The organism is Lactonifactor longoviformis DSM 17459, assembly GCF_900129135.1.
Taxonomy (GTDB): domain Bacteria; phylum Bacillota; class Clostridia; order Lachnospirales; family Lachnospiraceae; genus Lactonifactor; species Lactonifactor longoviformis.
This window is the reverse complement of the sequence record NZ_FQVI01000001.1, coordinates 371,378-393,544: the sequence shown is the minus strand read 5'-3', so window position 1 is coordinate 393,544 and position 22,167 is coordinate 371,378. Positions and strand designations below refer to the sequence as shown.

Annotated in this window: 24 protein-coding genes; 18 read left to right on the top strand and 6 right to left on the bottom strand. The window is 47.6% G+C overall.

Going from position 1 to position 22,167, the window contains the following annotated elements; translation table 11 throughout:
* The first annotated feature begins 13 nt into the window (after positions 1-13).
* From BUA56_RS01750 to hydG, 14 genes are all read left to right on the top strand, one after another.
* Positions 14-271 (top strand): hypothetical protein, encoded by a 258-nt coding sequence (locus BUA56_RS01750; RefSeq protein WP_022621582.1) that lies wholly within the window; start codon positions 14-16, stop codon positions 269-271.
* A 542-nt stretch (positions 272-813) separates the two neighbouring features.
* Positions 814-1,254: an RNA polymerase sigma factor gene (locus tag BUA56_RS01745; protein WP_018112814.1), complete on the top strand. Its 441-nt coding sequence runs from the start codon at positions 814-816 to the stop codon at positions 1,252-1,254.
* On the top strand, positions 1,235-1,492 hold the full coding sequence (locus tag BUA56_RS01740) for a helix-turn-helix domain-containing protein (protein WP_009905237.1): 258 nt from the start codon (positions 1,235-1,237) through the stop codon (positions 1,490-1,492). Before BUA56_RS01745 ends, BUA56_RS01740 begins: the two co-directional genes overlap by 20 nt.
* 420 nt (positions 1,493-1,912) lie before the next feature.
* On the top strand, positions 1,913-2,116 hold the full coding sequence (locus BUA56_RS01735; RefSeq protein WP_009905235.1) for an excisionase: 204 nt from the start codon (positions 1,913-1,915) through the stop codon (positions 2,114-2,116).
* A gap of 79 nt (positions 2,117-2,195) precedes the next feature.
* Positions 2,196-3,389, top strand: coding sequence for a site-specific integrase (locus tag BUA56_RS01730; RefSeq protein ID WP_044477098.1), 1,194 nt, complete (start codon positions 2,196-2,198; stop codon positions 3,387-3,389).
* A gap of 236 nt (positions 3,390-3,625) precedes the next feature.
* Positions 3,626-3,997, top strand: coding sequence for a hypothetical protein (locus BUA56_RS01725; protein ID WP_072848540.1), 372 nt, complete (start codon positions 3,626-3,628; stop codon positions 3,995-3,997).
* 97 nt (positions 3,998-4,094) lie between these two features.
* A complete protein-coding gene (locus tag BUA56_RS01720; RefSeq protein WP_072848538.1) occupies positions 4,095-4,889 on the top strand; it encodes a prepilin peptidase in 795 nt (264 codons plus the stop codon).
* 35 nt (positions 4,890-4,924) lie between these two features.
* Positions 4,925-6,133: a type II secretion system F family protein gene (locus BUA56_RS01715; RefSeq protein ID WP_072848536.1), complete on the top strand. Its 1,209-nt coding sequence runs from the start codon at positions 4,925-4,927 to the stop codon at positions 6,131-6,133.
* A 58-nt stretch (positions 6,134-6,191) separates the two neighbouring features.
* The gene (pilM, locus tag BUA56_RS01710) at positions 6,192-7,103 is read left to right on the top strand and encodes a type IV pilus biogenesis protein PilM (RefSeq protein WP_072848534.1); all 912 of its coding nucleotides are present in this window, start codon (positions 6,192-6,194) and stop codon (positions 7,101-7,103) included.
* A gap of 125 nt (positions 7,104-7,228) precedes the next feature.
* The gene (locus BUA56_RS01705; protein ID WP_072848532.1) at positions 7,229-7,825 is read left to right on the top strand and encodes a hypothetical protein; all 597 of its coding nucleotides are present in this window, start codon (positions 7,229-7,231) and stop codon (positions 7,823-7,825) included.
* Between the two features lie 3 nt (positions 7,826-7,828).
* Positions 7,829-8,491 carry a type II secretion system protein GspM gene (gspM, locus tag BUA56_RS01700; RefSeq protein ID WP_072848530.1) on the top strand — a complete coding sequence of 221 codons (663 nt, stop codon included), beginning with the start codon at positions 7,829-7,831 and terminating at the stop codon, positions 8,489-8,491.
* 57 nt (positions 8,492-8,548) lie between these two features.
* Entirely contained in the window at positions 8,549-10,222 is a 1,674-nt protein-coding gene (locus BUA56_RS01695; RefSeq protein ID WP_242946702.1) for a GspE/PulE family protein, read from the top strand.
* Positions 10,223-10,236: 14 nt separating this feature from the next.
* The gene (locus BUA56_RS01690) at positions 10,237-11,292 is read left to right on the top strand and encodes a type IV pilus twitching motility protein PilT (RefSeq protein WP_072848528.1); all 1,056 of its coding nucleotides are present in this window, start codon (positions 10,237-10,239) and stop codon (positions 11,290-11,292) included.
* A 171-nt stretch (positions 11,293-11,463) separates the two neighbouring features.
* The gene (gene hydG, locus BUA56_RS01685) at positions 11,464-12,876 is read left to right on the top strand and encodes a [FeFe] hydrogenase H-cluster radical SAM maturase HydG (RefSeq protein WP_072848526.1); all 1,413 of its coding nucleotides are present in this window, start codon (positions 11,464-11,466) and stop codon (positions 12,874-12,876) included.
* A 58-nt stretch (positions 12,877-12,934) separates the two neighbouring features.
* On the opposite strand, the gene BUA56_RS01680 is transcribed toward hydG, so the two are convergent.
* Positions 12,935-13,720 (bottom strand): prolipoprotein diacylglyceryl transferase, encoded by a 786-nt coding sequence (locus BUA56_RS01680; protein ID WP_072848524.1) that lies wholly within the window; start codon positions 13,718-13,720, stop codon positions 12,935-12,937.
* Positions 13,721-13,747: 27 nt separating this feature from the next.
* Positions 13,748-14,227 carry an S-ribosylhomocysteine lyase gene (locus BUA56_RS01675; RefSeq protein ID WP_072848522.1) on the bottom strand — a complete coding sequence of 160 codons (480 nt, stop codon included), beginning with the start codon at positions 14,225-14,227 and terminating at the stop codon, positions 13,748-13,750.
* Positions 14,228-14,359: 132 nt separating this feature from the next.
* Here BUA56_RS01675 and trpS point away from each other — a divergent pair, with 132 nt between their 5' ends.
* On the top strand, positions 14,360-15,379 hold the full coding sequence (gene trpS / locus BUA56_RS01670; RefSeq protein ID WP_341443314.1) for a tryptophan--tRNA ligase: 1,020 nt from the start codon (positions 14,360-14,362) through the stop codon (positions 15,377-15,379).
* Between the two features lie 81 nt (positions 15,380-15,460).
* A complete protein-coding gene (locus BUA56_RS01665; protein ID WP_072848518.1) occupies positions 15,461-15,961 on the top strand; it encodes a heme-degrading domain-containing protein in 501 nt (166 codons plus the stop codon).
* A gap of 122 nt (positions 15,962-16,083) precedes the next feature.
* On the opposite strand, the gene BUA56_RS01660 is transcribed toward BUA56_RS01665, so the two are convergent.
* From BUA56_RS01660 to BUA56_RS01645, 4 genes are all read right to left on the bottom strand, one after another.
* Complete coding sequence (locus BUA56_RS01660) at positions 16,084-17,007, bottom strand: RluA family pseudouridine synthase (RefSeq protein ID WP_341443313.1); 924 nt, start codon at positions 17,005-17,007, stop codon at positions 16,084-16,086.
* 64 nt (positions 17,008-17,071) lie between these two features.
* Positions 17,072-18,148: a LacI family DNA-binding transcriptional regulator gene (locus BUA56_RS01655; protein ID WP_072848514.1), complete on the bottom strand. Its 1,077-nt coding sequence runs from the start codon at positions 18,146-18,148 to the stop codon at positions 17,072-17,074.
* The gene (locus tag BUA56_RS01650; protein ID WP_072848512.1) at positions 18,138-18,968 is read right to left on the bottom strand and encodes a sugar phosphate isomerase/epimerase family protein; all 831 of its coding nucleotides are present in this window, start codon (positions 18,966-18,968) and stop codon (positions 18,138-18,140) included. Before BUA56_RS01650 ends, BUA56_RS01655 begins: the two co-directional genes overlap by 11 nt.
* Positions 18,969-18,984: 16 nt before the next feature.
* A complete protein-coding gene (locus tag BUA56_RS01645) occupies positions 18,985-20,043 on the bottom strand; it encodes a zinc-dependent alcohol dehydrogenase (RefSeq protein ID WP_072848510.1) in 1,059 nt (352 codons plus the stop codon).
* A 221-nt stretch (positions 20,044-20,264) separates the two neighbouring features.
* On the opposite strand from BUA56_RS01645, the gene BUA56_RS01640 reads away from it, so the two are divergent.
* Together BUA56_RS01640 and BUA56_RS01635 are read left to right on the top strand one after the other, a co-directional pair.
* On the top strand, positions 20,265-21,095 hold the full coding sequence (locus BUA56_RS01640) for an aldo/keto reductase (protein ID WP_072848509.1): 831 nt from the start codon (positions 20,265-20,267) through the stop codon (positions 21,093-21,095).
* A 31-nt stretch (positions 21,096-21,126) separates the two neighbouring features.
* A complete protein-coding gene (locus tag BUA56_RS01635; RefSeq protein WP_072848507.1) occupies positions 21,127-22,164 on the top strand; it encodes a sugar ABC transporter substrate-binding protein in 1,038 nt (345 codons plus the stop codon).
* The last annotated feature ends 3 nt before the right edge of the window (positions 22,165-22,167 follow it).

The following is a 22,167-nucleotide window of genomic DNA, read 5'->3' as shown; positions in this document are numbered from 1 at the left end:
GGAGGTATAACTTATGGAAAAGGAAACAACAGGAACTGTAATTTCAGTTACAAAACAATGGTGGTTAAAAGTAAATCGTAAACCTGTCCGTACCCATGCTATGGATGGTGCAGCTTTTCCACATATTATCAAGGTCAAATACACGATAGGCGTCAAAGATTACACCTGCCAAAAATGGATTGGCGCAGGAAACAAAATTCCTGACAAGGGAACAACGATTAAAGTTATCTATTGTGAAGATAAACCATCAAAAGCAAGAATTGAACTCTGATTCAAATAGCTTGATATGGTAGGTTTTATTCGGTGTGGAGTAACAAGTTTTGGTAATTTGGATTCCTCACTACTGAAAAAATAGTGTCTTTTATGCACACTTCCTAATTCTACGCTACGACAGCAAAAGAAAAAAAGCCGTCGTAGCGCAGACATATTTTCACGCGCATTTGAAGCGGTGGCTTTAATTTTTAGAGCCGCCGCTTCTTTTTGTCTACTGCTAACATAAATTAGCGGCATTTAGGAGGGCTGCCGCTATGGGGATTTCTTTGTTGCTATACAGCATACATAGGTTACATTCATTAAAAAAAGTATAGCTCCCCCACCGGACAAGTCCGACTATACAGATGAACTATCAAATCAATTAAATACTGCTGTTATTTCCTATGCGTCGGTCTGCGCCTTGCAGATGGGCGCATTTTGCATTTTACAGAAGATTTTTCAAAGAAATTTTCGCTTTCGTCCGGCGTTTAAAAAAGTCGTCTGTATTATCCCGCGAAAAGGGGAGGTACTACCGCCTTTCGGCAGAAAGGAGGTGATTACATGGAACCTAATCGCAGAGAATTTCAGAAGCAATGTGTCTTTCAAAGTTTCTGTAAACGGGTGCTACACAACGAAGCCTGTAACGCCCATGATGAAATCCGGCGACGCAGGAAACGGGAAGTTTCTTTTTGTGACCTTGCCTTGCATGAGGAACGGCAGCTTTACACTACGGATAAATATTTTCAAGCTGAAACAGCCGAGCCGACTTATCAAATGGCAGGAAAAGAAATAACCCCGAAGTTATTGCTTGAAGCAATACGCACCCTGCCGGAAGAAAAGAGAACTGCTATACTTCTGTACTATTTCGAGGGCATGACTGACGTGGAAATCGGAAAAATGTTCAATACGTCGCGCAGCACGATACAGTACAGACGGACAAGCTCTTTTGAACTGTTAAAGAAATATTTGGAGGAACACGCTGATGAATGGAACGAATGGTAATCAAAACGACTACCCGGAAAATGCCCTTGTTCCCTATCCCGTTATTTTGGCGGCGAGCAAAGGCGACCCGGACGCTATGAAAATGGTCTTGCAGCATTTCAGCGGCTACATAGCAAGTCTTTCCATGCGGAAGCTCTACGACGAGCGCGGCAATGTCTATTATGGCGTTGACGAGGATATTCGGGAACGGCTGCAAGCAAGACTGATGAGGGCTATCCTCACTTTTCGGGCTGAATAACCTACGCGATATTGGAACGCTTCTTTCCCCTTTTCCGTTCCATACCGCAAGACAGCCCCCTGCTCTTTGATAAAGAAAGCGGCGCAATAGAACGGCGACGCAGCATAAGGCAAATCGGATACGTTCCTTTTGTGCCGAGCCATGCGGCGGGTACGCCATGACCTTTCTCTTAACAGAAAAGCGAGCGAGAAATACCACACCGTAAAGCAGGGATAGCAGCCTGCGGGCGATAACGCACAGAATACATAATGATACTTCCTTACAGCCATAGTCCGAGCGTTAGAAGCGTCGCAGGCAATGGGTAGGGCTTCGGCAGACCGCCGGAGGGGTGCAAGTCCCATGAGGTTACGCTAATAGCCGTCCGATTAAAGCCTATGTTACAGATTGATTTTTGACCCATTAAGAAAGGGGGACGACAAATTGAACAATAACGACGTGCCGATTTGGGAAAAGTACACTCTTACCATAGAAGAAGCAGCAAAATATTTCCGTATCGGAGAAAGCAAGCTGCGGAAACTGGCAGAAGAAAATCCCGTCCCGGACTGGGTAATGATGAACGGAAACCGTATTCAGATTAAGCGTAAGCAGTTTGAAAAAATGATTGATACGGTGGACGCAATCTAATAGTGAAATCGAGCCTTGAATGTGGTACAATGTAGTCAAGCATATCAAGGCTCTTTCCATTATGGAAAGGAGCATAACGATGTCGGAAAAAAGACGGGATAATAAAAATCGTATTCTCCGCACCGGAGAGAGCCAGAGAAAAGACGGGAGATATGCCTACAAATATATAGATACCTTTGGGAAACCGCAGTTTGTTTATTCTTGGAAGTTAGTGCCTACGGACAAAACCCCGGCAGGAAAGCGCGACGATATAGCGTTGAGGGAAAAAGAGAAAGAAATCCAAAAAGACCTTGACGACGGTATCGACCATATCGGAAAGAAAATGACGGTCTGCCAACTCTACGCAAAGCAGATACGCCACCGGGCAAATGTGCGGCATGGTACAAAGCAGGGGCGAAAACAGCTCATGCGGATTTTGCAGGAGGATAAACTTGGAGCCTGCCGGATTGAAAATGTGAAGCTCTCCGACGCAAAGGAATGGGCGTTACGCATGAAAGAAAAAGGTTACGGCTTCAAGACTATCAACAACCACAAGCGTTCCTTAAAGGCTGCCTTTTACACAGCCATACAGGACGATTGTATTCGTAAAAATCCATTTGACTTCCAGTTGAACACAGTCCTTGAAGATGATACGGAACCAAAGGAACCTCTATCCCCTACGCAGGAAGCGGCTTTTCTGTCCTTTGTACAGCATGATAAAGTCTATCAGAAATACTACGACGAGATTATCATACTGTTAGGGACAGGGCTTCGCATTTCGGAACTCTGCGGACTGACGGAAGCTGACATTGACTTAGACAAACAGCTTATCAATGTAGACCACCAACTTTTGAAGATTGCAGATGTGGGCTACTATGTGGAAACGCCTAAGACGAAAAGCGGCAACCGGGTTATTCCTATGAGTGAAAAAGTGTTGGAAGCATTTCAACGGGTGCTAAATAAACGGAAATATGTACAGCCTGTTATTTTAGAGGGCTACACAAAGTTTCTGTTCCTTAACCGGAACGGCTTGCCAAAAGTGGCAGTCAACTATGAAAGTATGTTCCGGGGGCTTGTAAGGAAATACAACAAAACGCAAAAGGTCGCATTGCCAAAGGTAATGACACCGCACACCTTACGCCACACATTCTGCACCACGTTAGCAAATGCGGGAATGAACCCTAAAGCATTGCAATACATCATGGGACATTCCAACATCAATATGACGCTGAACTATTACGCACACACAACTTCCGAAACGTCAATAACCGAAATGAAGCGGCTGATTGCATAGTAGTAAATGGAGAATTTACTACTCCACATACTACTTTTGAACACAAAAACATACGGGGATATAAGAAGATTTGAGAGTATCTTCCACAATGAAAAATGCCGGAAAAGCCTGTAACAATAGGCTATACCGGCATATAAGAACTTTTGAAAAGATAGTCAAAAATTACTTTGTGATTTAATATAAAAATGAGAACATACTTAAAAAGCAGAAAAATAGATATCTTGATTATCAGTATCATGTTATTAGTTCTCACCGCAGTGCTTGCGCCCACTGCCCGTTATTACATGCAACGCGCCGACGCCAGGGCTATCCTGACGGAGGCAAAATCTGCGAAGATGGCAGCTTACGTAACCGCTCTCGAGCACGCAACAGAAGGGAGCCCTTTCCAGGACCAGTCTCAGCCCTATGGCTTTGCAAAAGGCGTGGAAGAAGAAGTAGTTGAGCTTGCCGGCTGTCCCGGGGAGGTTTATTTGCAGCAGTATGATGCAGCAAAGATAGAGTTTTACAAACTGCTCTATATCGAAGGTGCATACACTGTGACCTACTTGCAGGATGAGGAAGGGGAACATTGGAATGTGTATTATTCGAAACATGTAATACAACATTAGAATATTTCCTGAAAAGTTTTACAGGCTACTGCTGGTTTGGACAGCAGTAGCCTGTAAGAGCTTATATTGAGACATTACTTTTAAACCAGGAGACAGTATGTTATACTTTTTAGAGATTTTATTGTTCGTATTGATATTTTTATTCGGCGCCTCTTTCTTTTCTTTTTTGAATGTGGTAATCTACCGGCTGCCGAAGAAGATATCTTTTGTAGGGGGGAGAAGCTTCTGCCCAATCTGCGGGGAGACCTTAAAGGGAAGAGACATGATTCCCATTTTCAGCTATCTTCTTTTGAGAGGAAGGTGCAGAAACTGCGGGGCGCCCATATCCTCCAGATATCCCCTGGTGGAAGCCCTGGGCGGATGTTTTAGCGTCCTCTGCCTGCGGCAATTCGGAAATACAGGGGAAGGATTTTATCAGATTACACTGTCTGCAGTTACAGTGTTTGCTTTTTTATCCATTTTAACAACAGTTACTTTTATCGATCTGGATACCATGGAGATACCCAATGGATTGGTGCTTGCGGCAGCCGGCTGCGGCCTGGTTTCTGTTTTTGTGTTTCCTGATATCACATTGCTTTCGAGAATAATCGGAGTATTCTCCGTTAGTGTTCCGCTGCTGCTCATTACCCTTTTGATTCCGGGTGCGTTTGGAGGCGGAGATATAAAGTTAATGGCGGCCTGCGGGCTGTTTTTGGGATGGCAGTTAAGTCTCGTCTCCCTGTTTCTGGCGGTTCTGAGCGGAGGTCTCTATGGAGGGGGCCTGCTGGCTGCCGAGAAGAAGGGGAGGAAGGAGCATTTTGCATTTGGCCCTTTTTTGTGTGCCGGGATGGGAATTGCTTTTTTCTGCGGGAATGAGATTCTGAACTGGTATCTGGGATTTTTTCGATTTTGACAGAGAAGACCAATAAGTAAAGGCAGGTGAACGGTTTGCCAAAGTATAAATATCGGGCCAGAGGTCTGGACGGCACGGAGACAAAAGGGTATGAAGATGCCGCAGGGGAAGAGGAGCTGTACGAAAAGTTAAAAGCAGCCGGACAGATTTTGATCTCCTGTTCTGAGAAAAAGGAAAATCGCTCAGAGAAACGGTTGAAGCCAGCTGTTCTGGCAGATTTCTGCAGACAGCTGGGGACGCTTCTCACAGCTGGGGTGTCGCTGGTGCGGGCGCTTAATATTATTGCCCAGGAAAGAAATCTGAAACCCAGAAGCAGAGGGATTTATGAAAATGTGCTCCGGCTGATCCGGCAGGGCGTTCCCCTGTCAGAGGCTATGGAATCCCAGGGGCCTGCTTTCCCGGAGATTCTTATCTATATGTTCCGGTCTGCAGAGGCCAGCGGAAGTCTGGACAAAACCGCCATACGTATGGCAGTGCATTTCGAGAAAGAGCACAGGCTGAACAGCAAAGTGAAAAATGCTATGATCTACCCTCTGATCCTGATCGTTATGGTTGTGGCGGTGGTGATATTTATTGTTTCTTATATCATCCCCCAGTTTTCAGAGGTGTTTGACACAATGGAGCAGCTGCCTCTTCCCACCCGTATGGTTCTTGGAATCAGTGATACCATCCGGAGCCACTGGCTGCTTATCATCATTATCCTTTTACTCGCAGGGGTGATTCTCTCCTTTGTCTTCCGGATCCCGCAGGTGAGGCTGCGAATGGATCAACTGAAATTAAAGCTTCCGGTCATCGGAAAACTGCTGAGGACAATCTATACAGCCAGATTTGCAAGAACCTTAAGCTCTCTGTACTCCAGCGGCCTGCCGATTATCACAGCTCTGCAGGTGGGAAAGAGGACAGTGGGAAATAGCTACATAGAATCCCAGTTTGAAGCTTCTATCCGTTCTGTGCGGGCCGGTGAGACGCTGGCCAGTTCTCTGGCGCTGATTGACGGGTTTGAGAACCGTCTGGCTTCCACTATACTCATAGGGGAAGAGACAGGAAGCCTGGACAGTATGCTGGATGTTATTGCGGATGCCCTGGAATACGATGCAGAGCTGGCGATCACAAAGCTTACCACACTGCTGGAGCCGGTGCTGATTATTGTAATGGGCGTGATCATAGGATTTATTATGATAGCCGTACTGCTTCCGATCTTCCAGTCATACTCTGCCATTGAGAATTCCGGGGGAGAGTATTAGACGGCCCGGGATGCGGGGATACCGGATTTGTCCAAATTACCAGGAGGAATGATAACACATGACGACATCTATTTATTTATCAAATAATACCATACAGATCCTGACCGGGGAAAAGGGAAAATGCAGCAGAGTAGAGCATTTATATTGCTTTGCCCTGGAAGAGGGGAACCTGATGAACGGAGTGATTACCAATGAGGCCGGGCTTCAGCAGGAGCTTCTTGGACTGTGGAAGGATCACAATCTCCCGGTGTCCAAGGTCTCCCTGGTGATCGACAGCACTCACTTCACCACCAGACTGGCTACTCTTCCGGTATTAAAAGAGCGGAAAATGCGGGATCTGTTAAAACGAGAATTTTCGGACATGGATTCTCTTCAGGATCCTCTTTACGATTACATGACAATGGAAGAGAACCGGGGAGCTAAGATGGGGAAGGTCATGTGCGCGGCAGCTGAGAGAAGCTTTGTTGGAAGCTTTGTGGAGCTGTTTGAACGTATGGGAATCACCATTGCCTCTGTAAAGCCTGCGCTGTGCAGCGCAGTTCGTCTGCTGGGTGCCCATGAAGCGCTGGCGGATAGCACCTGCATTATTCTTCTTCTGGATGGGGATAATCTGGTAAGTGCCCTCCTTGTGGGAGGAAAGTATGTGTATTCCAGCCGTGCCAGGCTGTTCAGTGAACACGGTACACCGGAATTTGCAGTGGAAGTGGCGAGAAATGTCAGCGGAATTATGCAGTTCCATACATCAGAGAAACTTGAGAATGTAATTACCCACGTCTATCTGGGGGGATTCTTCGGGACGGATGAGAGTTTGTCCGCAGAGAATATTGCAGGACTGGGACTGGCGGTGGAGCGGCTTCCGGAGACAAAACGGATCCAGATGCCTTCTGAGCGGGAGGCCTATGTGGAGGCTGGCACGGGGGCCCCTGCACTCTGCGATTATGTATATGCGGCAGGAAATTTTATCTTGTAAGCAGATAAGACTCCCACCGCACAGATGTATTATGTCATGCAGAGCATGGCGAGCAGCTCGCAGCAAGTACGCCGAGGCGTACTTGAATCAGTAGGCAGAATTCCAGGGAAAATGAGGTGTACAAAATGAGACAGGCGAATAAAAAAGATATTAACTTCTATCTTCAATTTAAGAAGAACCCCAATCAGGAGCAGATGAAAAAGAAAATACTGGCTGTTGCGGTTCCGGGCGGCATCCTTGTTGGCGTCTGCGTTGCGGTATCGCTGGTATTTCTGATTTCGAATCTAATGCTCCAGAATAAGCTGAATGGAATCAATGCATATCTGACGGATGAAACAAACCTGCAGAAATACGATGAAGTGAAGGCTCTGGAGACGGAGAATTCTGTTTTGGAGGCTTATATCGCGTCAGATACCTATGCCTGGAAGGCGATCCAGTCTTACCCCAGAGCCAACAGCACCGTGGTAAATGAGATTTTGGCATGCGGACAGGGGCAGATTGGCATACAGATTAACAGTTACGATGCCAGGACCGGAATGTTCCAGTTTACGGCCACGGCAGCCAACGCCGAAGAGTGCAATGCATTTATTGCCGCACTGAAGAATTCGGAGGTTTTTGCAGATGTACAGTATTCCGGATATGGCTACGAGGAAAGCCGGCAGTCTTACCTTATTAATGTGAGCTGCTTCCTCAGTGAGACAGCCGGCAGGCAGGAGGGATAAGCAGTGACGACAAAATTGACAAACAGGGATAAAGTTCTTCTCGCGGTATTAATTGTATTCCTTGTGATCGCGGGCTTCGTTGTGTTTATTATACTTCCGGCCATCGACAAGAGGAGTGATCTTCAGCAGCAGATAGAGCAGGCAGAGACGGAGAGGTCGGAGATGGAGGCAGAGATTGCGCTGCTTCCGTCCTATCAGAAGAGAAAAGAAGAAAATGAGGCGAAACGCCGGGAACTGATCCAGGATCTGTATCCTATGATGGAGAATCAGGAGATTGACAAAATGATCACCAATATGATTCTGGATATGGGCCTTATGGCAAGAGATTTTACAGTGTCCGTCCGCCCGGAGAACAGGAATTTTACACCCTACACAGCCTCGGCCATGGGGTTGGAGGAAGCGCTTACCCAGGAGGAGGGATCCCAGAGCAGTGAAAAGGATACCGCCGGAAATGAAATCTATATCTCAGATATCACAGTGACGGCGATTGGCAGTCTGGAAAGCCTTCAGACTCTTATAGACAGCGTTACCAATGAGTATCCGGCTCTCAGAGTTGTGAGCTATACCATTGGAGACAAGGATGCGCTGATCCTCGACAGAGATCAGAACGTACGCACAGATTCTACCCTGACCATCAGTCTGGAGATGTATATGTGCAGCAAATAGAGAGAAAAGTATGCCCGGGGCACCTATCATATTAGCCCCGGGCTTGGTTCGGAGGAAATGATTGTGAAGAATATTCCTATTGGAGAAGTGCTGAAAGAGTATGGCTATATCACGGAAGAGCAGCTTCAGAGAGCCCTGGCGTATCAGAAGGAGCACAGGGAAAAACGTCTGGGCGCTATTCTGATGGAACTGGGGTTTGTGACAGAAAAGCAGATGATCCAGGCTTTGGGACAGCGCCTTGGGATGAAAACAGTGGAGCTGAGCCAGATTACAGTGAATATTGAGGCTGTGGAGAAGGTTCCCAGGCAGCTTGCCGCGCGGTACCACGTACTGCCGGTGGACACCGACGGCCAGACCCTGACACTGGTAACAAACGATCCTTTGAACTTCTACGGCCTGGAGGATATCCGTCAGCTGACAGGGATGAATCAGGAAGTGCTGCTGGCTGAGCTTGCCCCTCTGAATAAGGCAATTGATTACTACTATGCAGAAGTAAATGCCCGTATGGCGGCAAAGGATGCCAACCAGAGCATAGAAGAGCCGGTGATAGAAGAGCTGGAAGTGGAGGAAGGCGGCGGCGATGTACCTGTGATCAAACTGCTGAACAGTCTGATTCACAGGGGATATCAGACTAACTCCAGTGATATTCATATAGAGCCTTTTGAGGACAAAACTTTGGTGCGCATGCGTATGGATGGGACTATTGTTGACTATGTTACCCTGCAGCGGTCTCTGCACCCTTCGCTCATTGCCCGCATAAAGATAATCTCGAATCTGGACATAGCAGAAAAAAGGATCCCCCAGGACGGCCATTTCCGCATTAAGATTGAAAATGAAAATGTGAATGTCCGTGTGTCAGTCATTCCCACTGTGTTTGGGGAGAAGGCAGTACTTCGTCTTCTGGCGAATAATTCAGTGATCGATCATGCCGGACAGTACGGAATGAATGACGAGAACTATACTAAATTCCGACGGATGCTCCAATCCCCCAACGGTATTATTTACCTCACAGGCCCCACCGGATCGGGAAAGACTACGACTCTGTATATGGTACTGGAGGAGCTCTGCAAAAAGCAGGTAAATATTTCTACTATTGAGGACCCTGTGGAGAAGAATCTGACGAGAGTCAATCAGATGCAGGTAAATACCATGGCGGGTCTTACCTTTGAGGTGGGACTTCGGGCGCTTCTCAGGCAGGACCCTGACATCATCATGGTGGGGGAGACAAGAGACGCGGAGACTGCTTCTATCTCGGTTCGATCTGCCATTACCGGCCATCTGGTGCTCTCTACTCTTCATACAAATAATGCCGTGTCTTCCATTGTGCGTTTGGTGGACATGGGTTTAGAGCCTTATCTGATAGCAAACTCTCTGGTGGGAGTAGTAGCCCAGCGGCTTATGAGAAAGCTGTGCCCCCACTGCTCCTATGAGGATATGCTTACCTATGAAGAGGCAGCCCTGCTGGGAACCGATAGGAAAGCAGTGCGCAGGGCCAAAGGATGCAACCGCTGCAATCATACGGGATACCAGGGGCGAATTGCCATCCATGAGATACTGCTGATTGACAAAGAGATACGCAGGATGATATCCGCAGGTTCCGCCATGGAGGAAATTGCTGCATATGCGCTGAAGACACAGGGGATGAAGACTCTGAAAACCAGCGCACTGGAGCTGGTGGAAACCGGAGTAACAACCATAGAAGAGCTGATGAAGGTTGCCTATTATGAATAGAGAGGGAGACTGCTATGAATGAAATCTTTGAGATTATCCAGGAAGCCAGGAAAAGAGGAGCCTCGGATATCCACATATCCCAGGGGCTGCCCATGCTGTTCCGGATCAACGGAAGTCTTGGGGAGGCCGGGGGAGGAATGGATGAGGGCAAGACCAGACAGGTGATTCTTTCCATGCTTTCCCTGGAACAAAAAGGACTGTTGGAGGGGGGAGAGGATCTGGATTTTGCCGTTGAGACACCGGACGGGAACCGGCAGCGCGTAAATGTTTTCTGCCAGCAGAAGAAATATGCGGCGACGATCCGTCTGCTGAACAACCAGATTCCTACCCTGGAAGAGCTTCAGCTTCCTAAGGTGCTTCGGGAGCTGGCAGAGAAGCCAAGAGGCCTGATTCTGGTGACGGGTCCCACAGGAAGCGGGAAATCTACCACTCTGGCTGCAATGATCGATTATATTAACCAGAACAGAGCGGAGCACATTATAACCATAGAGGATCCCATTGAGTATGTATATACCCGCAAACTATCCCTGATTCATCAAAGGGAGGTGGGATGTGACGCCCAATCCTTTGCCTCAGCCCTTCGGTCTTCCCTCCGGGAGGATCCGGATGTTATCCTGGTAGGGGAGATGAGGGATTATGAGACGATCTCAGCCGCCCTTACGGCTGCGGAGACCGGGCATCTGGTACTCTCCACCCTGCATACTACCGGAGCGGCCCAGACCATTGACCGTATTATTGATGCCTGTCCGGGCGCGGCCCAGAATCAGGTACGGACTCAGCTTTCCGGAATACTGGCGGGTGTTGTCACCCAGTGTCTGATCCCGAGAATGGATGGTTCCGGCAGGATTGCGGCTACGGAGGTACTGGTGGGAACCGATGCGGCACTTAATCTGATCCGGGAGAATAAATGCCATCAGATGAATACCATTATGCAGTCCGGGGCTTCTGTGGGGATGCATTCGCTGAACGCAGATCTGGCCAATCTGGTGCGGAAAAAGGTAATCAGCAGCAGCAGTGCGTTTAAGTATTCCAATGACCGCAAGGATCTGGAACAATACCTGACTTTTTAAAAGGCCCGGGAATTCCGGCAGAACAAAAAAAGAATGTGAAAAAAATGTCAGAAAAATGCGTGAACTACTGGCAATGATAAGAAATATCATTTATAATAGAACTAATGCGGCGGTCCTCTGCAGGGCCGCCATATTGTTTCGACAAATTTATTTAAGAAAGAAGGAAATCCTATGTACGATGTTATGTCAAAAAGAGCTACGGAGTTTATCAATCATGAGGAAATCCTTGACACTTTAGAATATGCCAAGGCGAATAAGAATAACCGGGAATTGATTGAGTCTCTCATTGAGCGAGCAAAAGACTGCAAGGGTCTGACACATCGGGAGGCAGCTGTCCTCCTGGAATGCGAAGAGCGGGATCTGGTGGAGAAAATGTTTGAGGTGGCAAAGGAAATCAAGGAAAGGTTCTATGGAAACCGTATTGTCATGTTTGCCCCTCTGTATCTGTCCAATTACTGTATCAACGGCTGTGTGTACTGCCCGTACCATTCCAAGAATAAACACATTGCCAGAAAGAAACTGACCCAGGAGGAAATCCGCAAAGAGGTAATTGCACTGCAGGATATGGGACATAAACGTCTGGCCCTGGAGGCTGGTGAAGATCCCAAGAACAATCCCATTGAATATATTCTGGAAAGCATTGAGACCATTTACGGAATTAAGCACAAGAACGGGGCCATCCGCCGGGTAAATGTAAACATTGCGGCTACCACAGTGGAGAATTACAGAAAGCTGAAGGATGCGGGCATCGGGACCTATATCCTCTTCCAGGAAACCTACCATAAGGAGAACTATGAGGCACTCCACCCCACAGGGCCTAAGCACGACTATGCCTATCACACTGAGGCCATGGACCGGGCTATGGAGGGCGGCATTGACGATGTAGGCCTGGGAGTTCTCTATGGACTGAATACATACCGTTATGATTTCGTGGGTCTGCTGATGCATGCAGAGCATCTGGAGGCAGCTATGGGAGTAGGACCCCACACCATTAGCGTTCCCAGAATCTGCCCTGCAGACGATATCGACACTGCAGACTTTTCCAATGCTATAGATGATGAAACCTTTATGAAGATTGTAGCTGTTATCCGTATCGCAGTTCCCTACACAGGCATGATCGTCTCCACCAGAGAATCCCAGAGGGTGAGGGAAAAAGTCCTGGAACTGGGGATTTCCCAGATAAGCGGAGGGTCCAGAACCAGCGTGGGAGGCTATGTAGAACCAGAGGAAGAGAATTCCGCCCAGTTCGATGTAAGCGATACCAGAAGTTTGGACGAGGTAGTGAGGTGGCTGTGCCAGCTGGGCAATATCCCCAGCTTCTGTACCGCCTGCTACAGAGAGGGAAGAACCGGAGACCGCTTCATGACCCTTCTAAAATCAGGACAGATAGCAAACTGCTGCCAGCCCAATGCCATAATGACCTTCAAAGAATACCTGATGGACTATGCCTCACCGGAGACGAGAGAGATTGGCGAAAAGCAGATTGAAAAAGAACTTTCCCATGTGAAGAGCGATAAGATCCGGGAGCTCACAAAAGAGCATCTGAAGGATATTGAAGAAGGGAAGAGAGATTTCAGGTTTTAAGTGCAAAAGCCCAAAAGGGGACGTGTTCTTTCTAGAAAGAACACGTCCCCTTTTGGGATCAGGGTGTCCCAGATTCGGAAAGGCCTGTCCCTTTTTTATATTTCTTCCCGCAGAACCAAAAGAAAATGATACCTGCCAGAAAGGTAAAGATTGAGATAAACTGGGAGGTGGACAGCGCCCCCACACTTCCCCGGATTAAATCTCCCCGGAAGAATTCCAGGATAAACCGTCCTGCGCTGTATAAGATCAGATACAAAGCTGCGATCTGCCCATGTGCCTTTACTTTTTTCGCCAGATAGATGAGCAGGAAAAAGTGAATGAAGTTCAGTCCGCTGGATATAAGCTGCGTGGGGATCAGGGGTATCCCATTGGGTGCAAATTCTGAGCTGTGGAATGTGATGCTGAAAGGACAGCTGGATTCCATTCCGTAACAGCAGCCCGCCAGGAAGCATCCGATACGCCCGAAGCCCTGTGCCAGTGCAACAGAGGGGATCAGGATATCGAAATATTGGAGAAAATTAAGCTTCTTATATCTGCTGTAAATATAGAAGGTAAGGATTCCTCCCAGGATTCCTCCATAGACAACAAACCCATAGGAGAGATCTAAAAGTACTTTGGGATTTTCCAGAATTTCTTTTATATCTGTGATAAAAAAGAGCAGCTTTGCTCCCAGCAAACCACCGATCAGACAGAGAAAGGTGATAGCAAATACAGGTTCCGGGTTGAGATTGTTTTTCTTTGCCCGGTATTCCCCCACCAGATAGGCAGCCAGAACACCAATGGCAATCATTAGCCCGTACCCGTGGATGGTGAGCGGTCCGATACTAAATAAGTCGTTTTTCATAAATATAGTCCTTTGCTTTTCCTTTTCTTATTCCGGATAGATCAACCGATCTCCGGTAATGCCTGTGAGAACATCCCTGAGATACTTATCGGCCAGATAATTGGCCATTCCCAGGTTCATGTCCAGATAGTTGCCGCAGTCCTTAGGGCTGGCGCCGGGAATTTCATCCCTGTAATCTCTTATAAATTCAAACATGCCGGTCAGAAGATCTACAATGTCAGTAGACTCGTAGTCCCCTGCAAGAAGAAGATAAAAACCGGTGCGGCAGCCCATGGGGCCAAAGTAAATAATCTTATCCTTAAAGTCAGGATCGTTTCGAAGAAAAGTGGCGCCCAGATGCTCAATGGTGTGAACCTCTGCAGTATTCATAACAGGTTCGTCATTGGGAGCGGTCATACGGATATCAAAGGTTGTGATCACCTGATCGCCCACCGGATCCTTGCGGGAGACGTAGACACCTGGTTTTAGTTTTATATGGTCGATGGTAAAGCTTGTGATTTTTTCCATTTTAATTCTCCTTTTTTCGTTAGTATATCTATTATAATGAATTGAAGGCATTCGTGCAACCCCTCCATTGACTTTCCATATCCCCGGTGATACAATAAAACCTAGCGAAAAAGCCGGCAGAAAAGCCCGAGTATGGAGGAAAATCAGATGATCAACGACAAGAAAATATTATTTAGCGGTATGCAGGCTACAGGAAATCTGACCCTGGGAAATTACCTGGGAGCTTTAAAAAACTGGGTGAATCTGAGCGACGAATACGAATGTTTCTACAGTGTCGTGGATATGCACTCGATTACGGTACGTCAGGATCCTGCTACCCTTAGAAAAAGAGCCAGAGCACTTCTGACCTTATATATTGCAGCAGGCTTAGATCCCAAGAAAAACTGTATTTATTATCAGTCTCATGTATCGGGACATGCGGAGCTGTCATGGATTCTGAATTGCTTTACTTATATGGGAGAGCTGAACCGAATGACCCAGTTCAAGGATAAATCTGCAAAGCACGCGGACAATATTAATGCAGGCCTATTTACCTATCCGGTTCTTATGGCGGCAGATATTCTGCTCTACCAGGCCGATGTGGTACCCGTGGGCATTGACCAGATGCAGCATCTGGAGCTTACGAGAGACATAGCCATCCGTTTTAACAATCTGTACGGCGATGTCTTTACCGTTCCGGAGGCATATATCGGCAAAGTAGGAGCCAAAATCATGAGCCTTCAGGAACCGTGCAAGAAGATGTCAAAGTCAGATGAGAATCCCAACGGGAGCATTTACCTCATGGACGATCCGGATACGATTATACGCAAATGCAAGCGCGCCGTCACAGATTCCGAAGCCTGCGTTGCTTACAGAGATGAGCAGCCGGGGGTAAAAAACCTCATTGACATATACAGCGCATGTACAGGAAAAACACCATCCGAAGTAGAGAGTGAGTTTGAGGGAAAAGGCTATGGAGACTTCAAGATGGCAGTGGGAGAGGCAGTGGTAAGTATCCTGAAGCCATTGCAGGACAGAGTGAAAGAGCTGGAAGCAGACAAAGCCTATATAGACTCCATCATCAAAGAAAACGCAGAGAAGGCCAACTATTATGCGGCAAAAACACTTCGAAAAGTACAGAGGAAAGTAGGCTTTCCGGATCGGATTCGATAGTCCTGTCCCCAAATGCCGTTGTCACAGGCCCGAAAAAGAGCTATAATTAAGACAGCAAGAATGTGACAGGAGGTAATGAATATGACGATTGATGAGGTGATTGCCGTACTGCAGATGCAGGAGGAGATTCTTCAGTTTAACCATTTTACAAATGAAGATGCGTGGGAGCTTGGGAATATTATTGTTTCGGAAGCTAAGAGAAGAGGACTGGATGTGGCTGTCAGCATCCGATTGAATAACGGATATACGGTGTTCCAGTACGCAGGAAATACCACCAATCTGGATGATGAGAGGTGGATGAGAAGAAAGTTCAATACTGTAAAGACCATAGAGAAGAGCAGTCTCAGGCTATACAGCGAACTGCAGAAGACAGGGGAATCTATGGAGGACTTATTCCTGGATGAGAAGGAATATGCCTGCTGCGGAGGCGGTTTCCCTATCCGGGTGGAGGAAGTAGGTGTGATTGGTGCTATTGTAGTATCCAACCAGAACCATTTTGTGAACCATGATATTGTAATTAAGGGTGTAAGCAGGTATCTTCATATTGACGAGGTCCCCAGGATCCGTACGGTTGGAATGTAATAGAATCAGAGGCAAAAAGAAGCAGAAGGAAGTCTGTGCAGACAAGCACGGCTTCCTTCTGCTTTACTGTCCCAGGATATCCTTTTGCAGATAATTCGATCGTAGTATTTGCAGACACTACACTAGTAAGAAGAAGCTGTAAGAATACGTTTCATATCCTCCGGGATATCGTCGGTAAAGGTAAGTCTCTGCCGTGTAACCGGGTGCTCGAATTCCAGGCGGTAAGAGTGCAGCGCCTGCCGTTTGATTTTTCGGTAGTCAGGGTTGTAGAGGTAATCCCCGATGAGCGGATATCCCAGATATTTCATGTGCACCCGGATCTGATGGGTCCGGCCCGTGTCCAGCTGAAGCTCCACCAGGGAATAAGAATCCCCGGTGTCTGTTACAACAGAAGCAATCCTGCGAAAATGAGTAACGGCCCGCTCCCCGCTGTGAAAATCAATCTGCCGTTCTATGGCGGAGCCTTCTTTTCTGGCAATGGGGGCATCTATGGTTCCCTCTTCGGGGGGGATCCCGCTAACCACAGCCCGGTATGTCCGGTGTATCTGCCGGTTCAGCATCATCTGAGACAGGACAGCGGCGCTCAGCATATGCTTGGCAATGATCAGAAGACCCGTAGTATCTCTGTCCAGACGGTTGATACAGCGGTAGACAAAAGTTTCTCCCTGCTGCTGATAGTAGTAAGCAATGCCGTTGGCCAGTGTGTTGTCATAATTGTTCAAAGATGGATGAATAGGAGTGTCTGCCTCTTTGTGAACGATAAGAATATCTTCATCCTCATACACAATGGACAGGGGCATATACACAGGACGAATGTTGGGGGAGGAATCTTCCGGTGCCAGATAGACAGAAAGGACATCCCCCTCCCTAAGAACGGTTCGGACATACGCCCATTGGCCGTTAACCAGAATTCCATTCTGCGTCTTTTTCAGATGGACCAGGATATGGCGTGAGTAGCCCAGCTTCCGAAGATAAGAACCAACATCTGTGCCTTCATCTTCTGCTGTGATGCTATAAGTAAAAGTTCTTTTCATAATAGTTTTCATCCACGCCGGATGATTTTACAGAGTATATCTGTATCTCATGTAAAGGCGTGGATTTCCCTCATTTCTACCAGTTCATATCCCACGCGGTTTCCGCTTTGGGATCTGTGGAATTACGTACGATTAGTTTCCCGTCCAGATTTATCAGCATTCTGGAGGCGGAAAGGTTATCCATACGGCGCATCAGGAGATTAAACGCCATAGTCCCCATCTCTTCTTTGGGAACGCGTATGGTTGACAAAGAAGGGGTAATGAGAGAAGCGGGAAAATTGTCATTGAATCCAATGACGGCAATGTCCTCAGGGATTCTCAATCCTGCTTCTTTAATAGCACGCATGGCGCCGATAGCCATCTGATCGTTTCCCGCCACGACACCGTCCAGAGGAAGATGGGTCTGAAGAAGCTTCTGCATACAGCGGTAACCGCTGACGGGACTGTAGTCACCCTCCGCGATCAGACGTTCATTCACCGGATATTGATGTTCTTCCAGAGCACGGATATATCCGGCTTTCCGCAGCTTGCCCATAGTAAACTGAAAAGGAGCGGCAATATAGGCGATGTTCTTTTTCCCTACAGCAATCAGATGCTCTGCCGCTGTCTTTATCCCCGCAGTATCGTTTACAACAACCGCGTCCAGCATATCGCTGATGGCAGCCTCCAGACAGACAACAGGGATAGAATGCCCGTTTGTGTTCAGAGAGGTAAGCATATGGATATACTCCCGGGCCTTGGGGCTTTCCGTATCCAGGGAGGAAGACAGCAGAATACCGTCCACCCACTGGGATTTGAGGAGCTGGATATACTTTTTTTCCTGCTCCAGGCTGGAATGGGTTCCGAATACACTGATGGTATAATTTTTCTCTTCCGCAGCTGTCTGTATGCTGTTCAAAAGCGCAGGAAAGAAGATACTGTTGATGGAAGAGACAATCACTGCTATATTGTTGGTTTTTCCGCTTTTCAGCCCACGCGCTATCATATTCGTCTCATAGCCCAGGGCATTTACGGCGTTCATAACTCTTTCCCGGAGCTCTTCGCTTACTGTCTTTGTGCCGTTCAGAACATTTGAGACAGTAGAGATAGATACCTTGGCATATTTGGCCACATCTTTAATGCCTATGGGCTTTTTTGGCGGATTAGGATTCATTTTCTTTATACAACTCCTTTACAGCAGACAGCCAATGGGAAGCGGCAATTTTCGCCTCTGGGAAATATTGGCATTCAGCACTAATGGTTTTATTATAATTACAGTCTTTTAAAAAAGCAACGATTTTTTTGAAATCTATATGTCCCTGTCCGGGCCAGCTGCGGTTCGAATCTGCAAAGTGAATATAATAGATATCACTATAGTGCTTTGCAAAAGAATCCAGAATATCCTTCTCTTCTATATTCATGTGAAAGGAATCCACCATTAGTTTTACATTTGTGTAGGCATTTTTATGTATGAAGTCAGCCACTTCGTCAGTACTGCACAAAAAATTATTTTCGTATCTGTTGATAGGCTCCATGACAAGGAGCACCTCTTGCTCTGCCGCATACCGGTCCAGCTCTGTCATAGATTCGGATAAAAGCTGCAGAGAAAAATTCTTTTGGGACAGCGCGGAGAGATTGCCCCGTATGCAGCCGATGATTACCAGACAGCCAAAACGGGAGGCGAGCGTGATAAAGGATTTCATCCGTGCAACTGCCTCTCCCCGTTTCTTTGGACTGGGGTCAATCAGGGATAACCCTTCCTCGGCATAGACTCTGCCTGTTCCAAAAGCGCTGATACGTATGCCGGTGTCAGAAAGGGCGGCGTCTATGTCTTCCACCGGAAGTTCTTGCGGGCGGGCGGTGTGGATTTCTACGCAGTCGTACCCCAGGGAATGAGCATAGAGAATTCCCTGGTCAAAAGGCCCTCCATACAGGAAAGGTGCGGTGTCCTCAAGCTGCGAGGCCAAAGTAAGAGAAAATGATACAGCGTTCATATGATATCCTCCCGTCTTAATATTCTTCCGGATAGATAACCACTTTAAGTGCTTTTCCGGCTCTCAGGAGATCCAGGCCCTGCCGGTACTGGCTGAGAGGAAAGGTGTGGGTGACAATTTCCTCCAGCGGCAGTGTTCCGCTTTCAATGATACGGGCCGTTTTTTCAAAATAATATTTTCCCAGGAATCCGCCGAATATCTGCGCTTCTTTCCGCACAATCTCCGCAAGCCGGATCGGGGGAGCGGCTGTCTCATCATGGCCAAACATCAGAATCTTTCCGCCGGGACGGATGACATCCAGTGCCGCCGGGAGAAGCTGCCCGACAGCTTCGATACAGTGGTCAACCCCAAGACCGTGTGTTGCGCTCAGGCATATTTCCTTCAGGTTTTCCCGGGCGGGGTCCACCGTTTTGGTGGCTCCGCATTTCTTTGCTTTTTCCCTGCGGAATTGGTGCGGCTCAGAGACAATCACCTGAACAGCCCCGTTCGCCTTTGCCATGGAGGCAAATAAAAGCCCCATAGGACCTGCGCCCAGTACGCATACGGTATCTCCGGCCTGAATCTTCAGTTTCTCAATAGCATAGCCCACACAGGACAGCGGTTCCGCAAGAGCGGCAATCCTCCAGGGAGTCTGCGGGGCGATCTTGTATACACTGTGGGCAGGCACGCAGGTATAGCTGGTGAGCGCCCCATCGGTGAAGAGGCCTCTGGTAAGGCCGTGATCTGCGTAAGGCGTACCTTGCTGGGAGTAAAGCGTGGTGCACATTTCGGGACGGTCGCTTCTGCAGTGCCGGCAATGGCCGCAGGGAGGATGGGGATCTACAATTACCCGATCGCCGGGGGAAAGGTTTGTGACATCACTGCCAACCTCCGTCACTTCACCGCAGTATTCATGTCCGAAGATGATATTTGGCCGGGCGGGGTGAAGGGGCGGATCCATGAGAACGTGAAGATCAGTCCCGCAGATTCCCACACCCAGAACTTTAATAAGGACATCATCACCGGCAGCGATATGGGGTTTTTCCCGTTCTTCATATGCGAATACTCCCGGCTTCTTAAAAATAATAGATTTCATAAAGCAACCTCCTTAATCTCAATGGAAAAGAAAAACGTTTCTAATATATCTTTTCTAGATTATACAATTTATTTATGCAAATTGCAATATAAATGTATAATAAATATATAAACTTAGTCAAAATGACGAAAAAACAAGGCGTGAAGTATTGACATCAGAAAAACGTTATGCTAACATAAAAAATAACCAGAAAAACGTTTTTTTAGAAAAGGAGAGAGCGCATGATACCAAATTTTAAGTTGAGCAACGGCGTTGAAGTACCTGCCATGGGACTGGGAACATTCCTGACAAAAAACGGGGAGGAGGCTGCAAGGTGTGTCTGCGATGCGGTAAAAGCCGGTTACCGGAGCATTGATACCGCTATGATTTACCTGAATGAAGAGGGGGTCGGAAAGGGAATAAAAGAATGCGGGATTCCAAGAAATGAGCTTTACCTCACAACAAAGCTTTGGAATGATTCTCACGGATATGAGGAAACGCTCCGGGCGTTTGATGCTTCCCTGAAACGGCTGGGGGTTGACTACATCGACGAGTATCTGATTCACTGGCCGGGTCAGGAAGGAAGTTTTCTTCCCACCTGGAAAGCGTTTGAAAGGCTGTATGAAGAAGGGGTAATCCGTGTCATAGGGGTTTGTAATTTTATTAAACCTGTGATGAAAGAGCTTCTTGCATCCTGCAATGTGAGCCCGATGGTAAATCAGATTGAGATACACCCAATGTTTCAGCCGGACCATCTGATTGCCTTTTGTCAGGAGCAGGGGATACAGGTAGAGGCGTGGAGGCCTATTGTATGGGGAAAACTGGAAAAGGAGCCGATTCTGCAGGCGGCTGCCAAGTACCGCAAAACTCCGGTTCAGATTACACTGAGATGGCATTACCAGAGGGGCGTGAGAACAGTTCCGAAGACCACGCATTATGACAGAATGAAGGAGAATATGGATATCTTTGATTTTTCTCTGACAGAGGAAGAGATGGAGGCTATAAAAGGTCTGAATACCTATGTGAGAACCGGAGAATCACCGGATGAATTCTTTGGTATGGATTCTTTTTGAGAGAAGAGTGTTTAAAAGGAGGTTGCTTTTTATGAAGAGAAAAACATTTGCAGCGATTTTAATGGTGTGTCTGTCTGCCGCCGCAGCTCTGTCGGGATGCGGGAACCGGGAAACAGAGGAAAAGAAAACGGAAACCGGAGCGGAAGAGGACAAAACCCAGGAGTCAGAAGAGGAAAAGCAAATGGTGATTGGGTACAATTCCTATGGGGACACTTCAGACTTTTCCAAAAGGCTGAGCGAAGGGTTTATTGAGAGGGCAGAAGCAGCGGGTATGAAGGTCCTGAAAGCAGATACGGGAGGAGATCCCACAAAGGCAATTAAAAATGTGGACAGCTTTATCCAGCAGGGGGCAGATCTGATCTTTGACTGCAGCTGGGTGGTATCCGCGTGTGAGGCAGTGGCAGACAAATGCCAGGAACAAGGGATTCCCTGCATTATCACAGACATTTATGTAGAAAATGAGAGCGCGTATTATATGGGGATCGATAACAATGAAGTAGGACTGACCACCGGTACCGCAGCGGGGAAATGGATCAATGAAAACTGGGGAGGAGAACTGGACTACGTGCTGATAGCCTTTAACGAGTCCTTTGGAGAGGGGGTGCGTCCCCGGGTAGGATCTGTGGCAGAGGGTCTTTCCCAGGAGGGGATCGAGATTTCAGAGGATCGCATCGTGTGGGTGGATCCCCAGAGCTCAGATGCCTCTGTGGCATGCAAGCAGCTGGGCACAGATTTTCTGACTGCCCATCCGGAGGAAAAGCATATCCTAATGGTGGGTGCCAACGACGAGATGGCCCAGGGATTCCTCTCAGCGGTGGAGACATCCGGAAGAACCTCGGACTGCATCCTGGTCAGCAATGACCTCACGACCATGGGCATCTCCAGCCTGTACAATGACAATATTTGGCTGGGTTCTACTGCTTTTTTCCCGGAAAATTACGGGGCTGCTCTTGTGCCGATGATTGAAGATCTGCTTTCCAGAAAAGAGGTTCCGAAAGAAGTCTATACAGAGATTAATTTTGTGGACAGGAATAATATCAGCCAGTATTATGAGAATCCGGACAAATAGCAG

Coding starts and splice junctions, on each gene's coding strand:
- BUA56_RS01720 (WP_072848538.1), top strand. CDS start 4,095: ATGTTATACTTTTTAGAGATTTTATTGTTCGTATTGATATTTTTATTC.
- BUA56_RS01680 (WP_072848524.1), bottom strand. CDS start 13,720: ATGAAAAACGACTTATTTAGTATCGGACCGCTCACCATCCACGGGTAC.
- BUA56_RS01675 (WP_072848522.1), bottom strand. CDS start 14,227: ATGGAAAAAATCACAAGCTTTACCATCGACCATATAAAACTAAAACCA.
- BUA56_RS01730 (WP_044477098.1), top strand. CDS start 2,196: ATGTCGGAAAAAAGACGGGATAATAAAAATCGTATTCTCCGCACCGGA.
- BUA56_RS01635 (WP_072848507.1), top strand. CDS start 21,127: ATGAAGAGAAAAACATTTGCAGCGATTTTAATGGTGTGTCTGTCTGCC.
- BUA56_RS01665 (WP_072848518.1), top strand. CDS start 15,461: ATGACGATTGATGAGGTGATTGCCGTACTGCAGATGCAGGAGGAGATT.
- BUA56_RS01655 (WP_072848514.1), bottom strand. CDS start 18,148: ATGAATCCTAATCCGCCAAAAAAGCCCATAGGCATTAAAGATGTGGCC.
- BUA56_RS01690 (WP_072848528.1), top strand. CDS start 10,237: ATGAATGAAATCTTTGAGATTATCCAGGAAGCCAGGAAAAGAGGAGCC.
- hydG (WP_072848526.1), top strand. CDS start 11,464: ATGTACGATGTTATGTCAAAAAGAGCTACGGAGTTTATCAATCATGAG.
- BUA56_RS01725 (WP_072848540.1), top strand. CDS start 3,626: ATGTTATTAGTTCTCACCGCAGTGCTTGCGCCCACTGCCCGTTATTAC.
- BUA56_RS01645 (WP_072848510.1), bottom strand. CDS start 20,043: ATGAAATCTATTATTTTTAAGAAGCCGGGAGTATTCGCATATGAAGAA.
- BUA56_RS01705 (WP_072848532.1), top strand. CDS start 7,229: ATGAGACAGGCGAATAAAAAAGATATTAACTTCTATCTTCAATTTAAG.
- BUA56_RS01750 (WP_022621582.1), top strand. CDS start 14: ATGGAAAAGGAAACAACAGGAACTGTAATTTCAGTTACAAAACAATGG.
- BUA56_RS01745 (WP_018112814.1), top strand. CDS start 814: ATGGAACCTAATCGCAGAGAATTTCAGAAGCAATGTGTCTTTCAAAGT.
- BUA56_RS01650 (WP_072848512.1), bottom strand. CDS start 18,968: ATGAACGCTGTATCATTTTCTCTTACTTTGGCCTCGCAGCTTGAGGAC.
- BUA56_RS01640 (WP_072848509.1), top strand. CDS start 20,265: ATGATACCAAATTTTAAGTTGAGCAACGGCGTTGAAGTACCTGCCATG.
- pilM (WP_072848534.1), top strand. CDS start 6,192: ATGACGACATCTATTTATTTATCAAATAATACCATACAGATCCTGACC.
- trpS (WP_341443314.1), top strand. CDS start 14,360: ATGGAGGAAAATCAGATGATCAACGACAAGAAAATATTATTTAGCGGT.
- BUA56_RS01660 (WP_341443313.1), bottom strand. CDS start 17,007: ATGAAAACTATTATGAAAAGAACTTTTACTTATAGCATCACAGCAGAA.
- BUA56_RS01740 (WP_009905237.1), top strand. CDS start 1,235: ATGAATGGAACGAATGGTAATCAAAACGACTACCCGGAAAATGCCCTT.
- BUA56_RS01695 (WP_242946702.1), top strand. CDS start 8,549: ATGATTGTGAAGAATATTCCTATTGGAGAAGTGCTGAAAGAGTATGGC.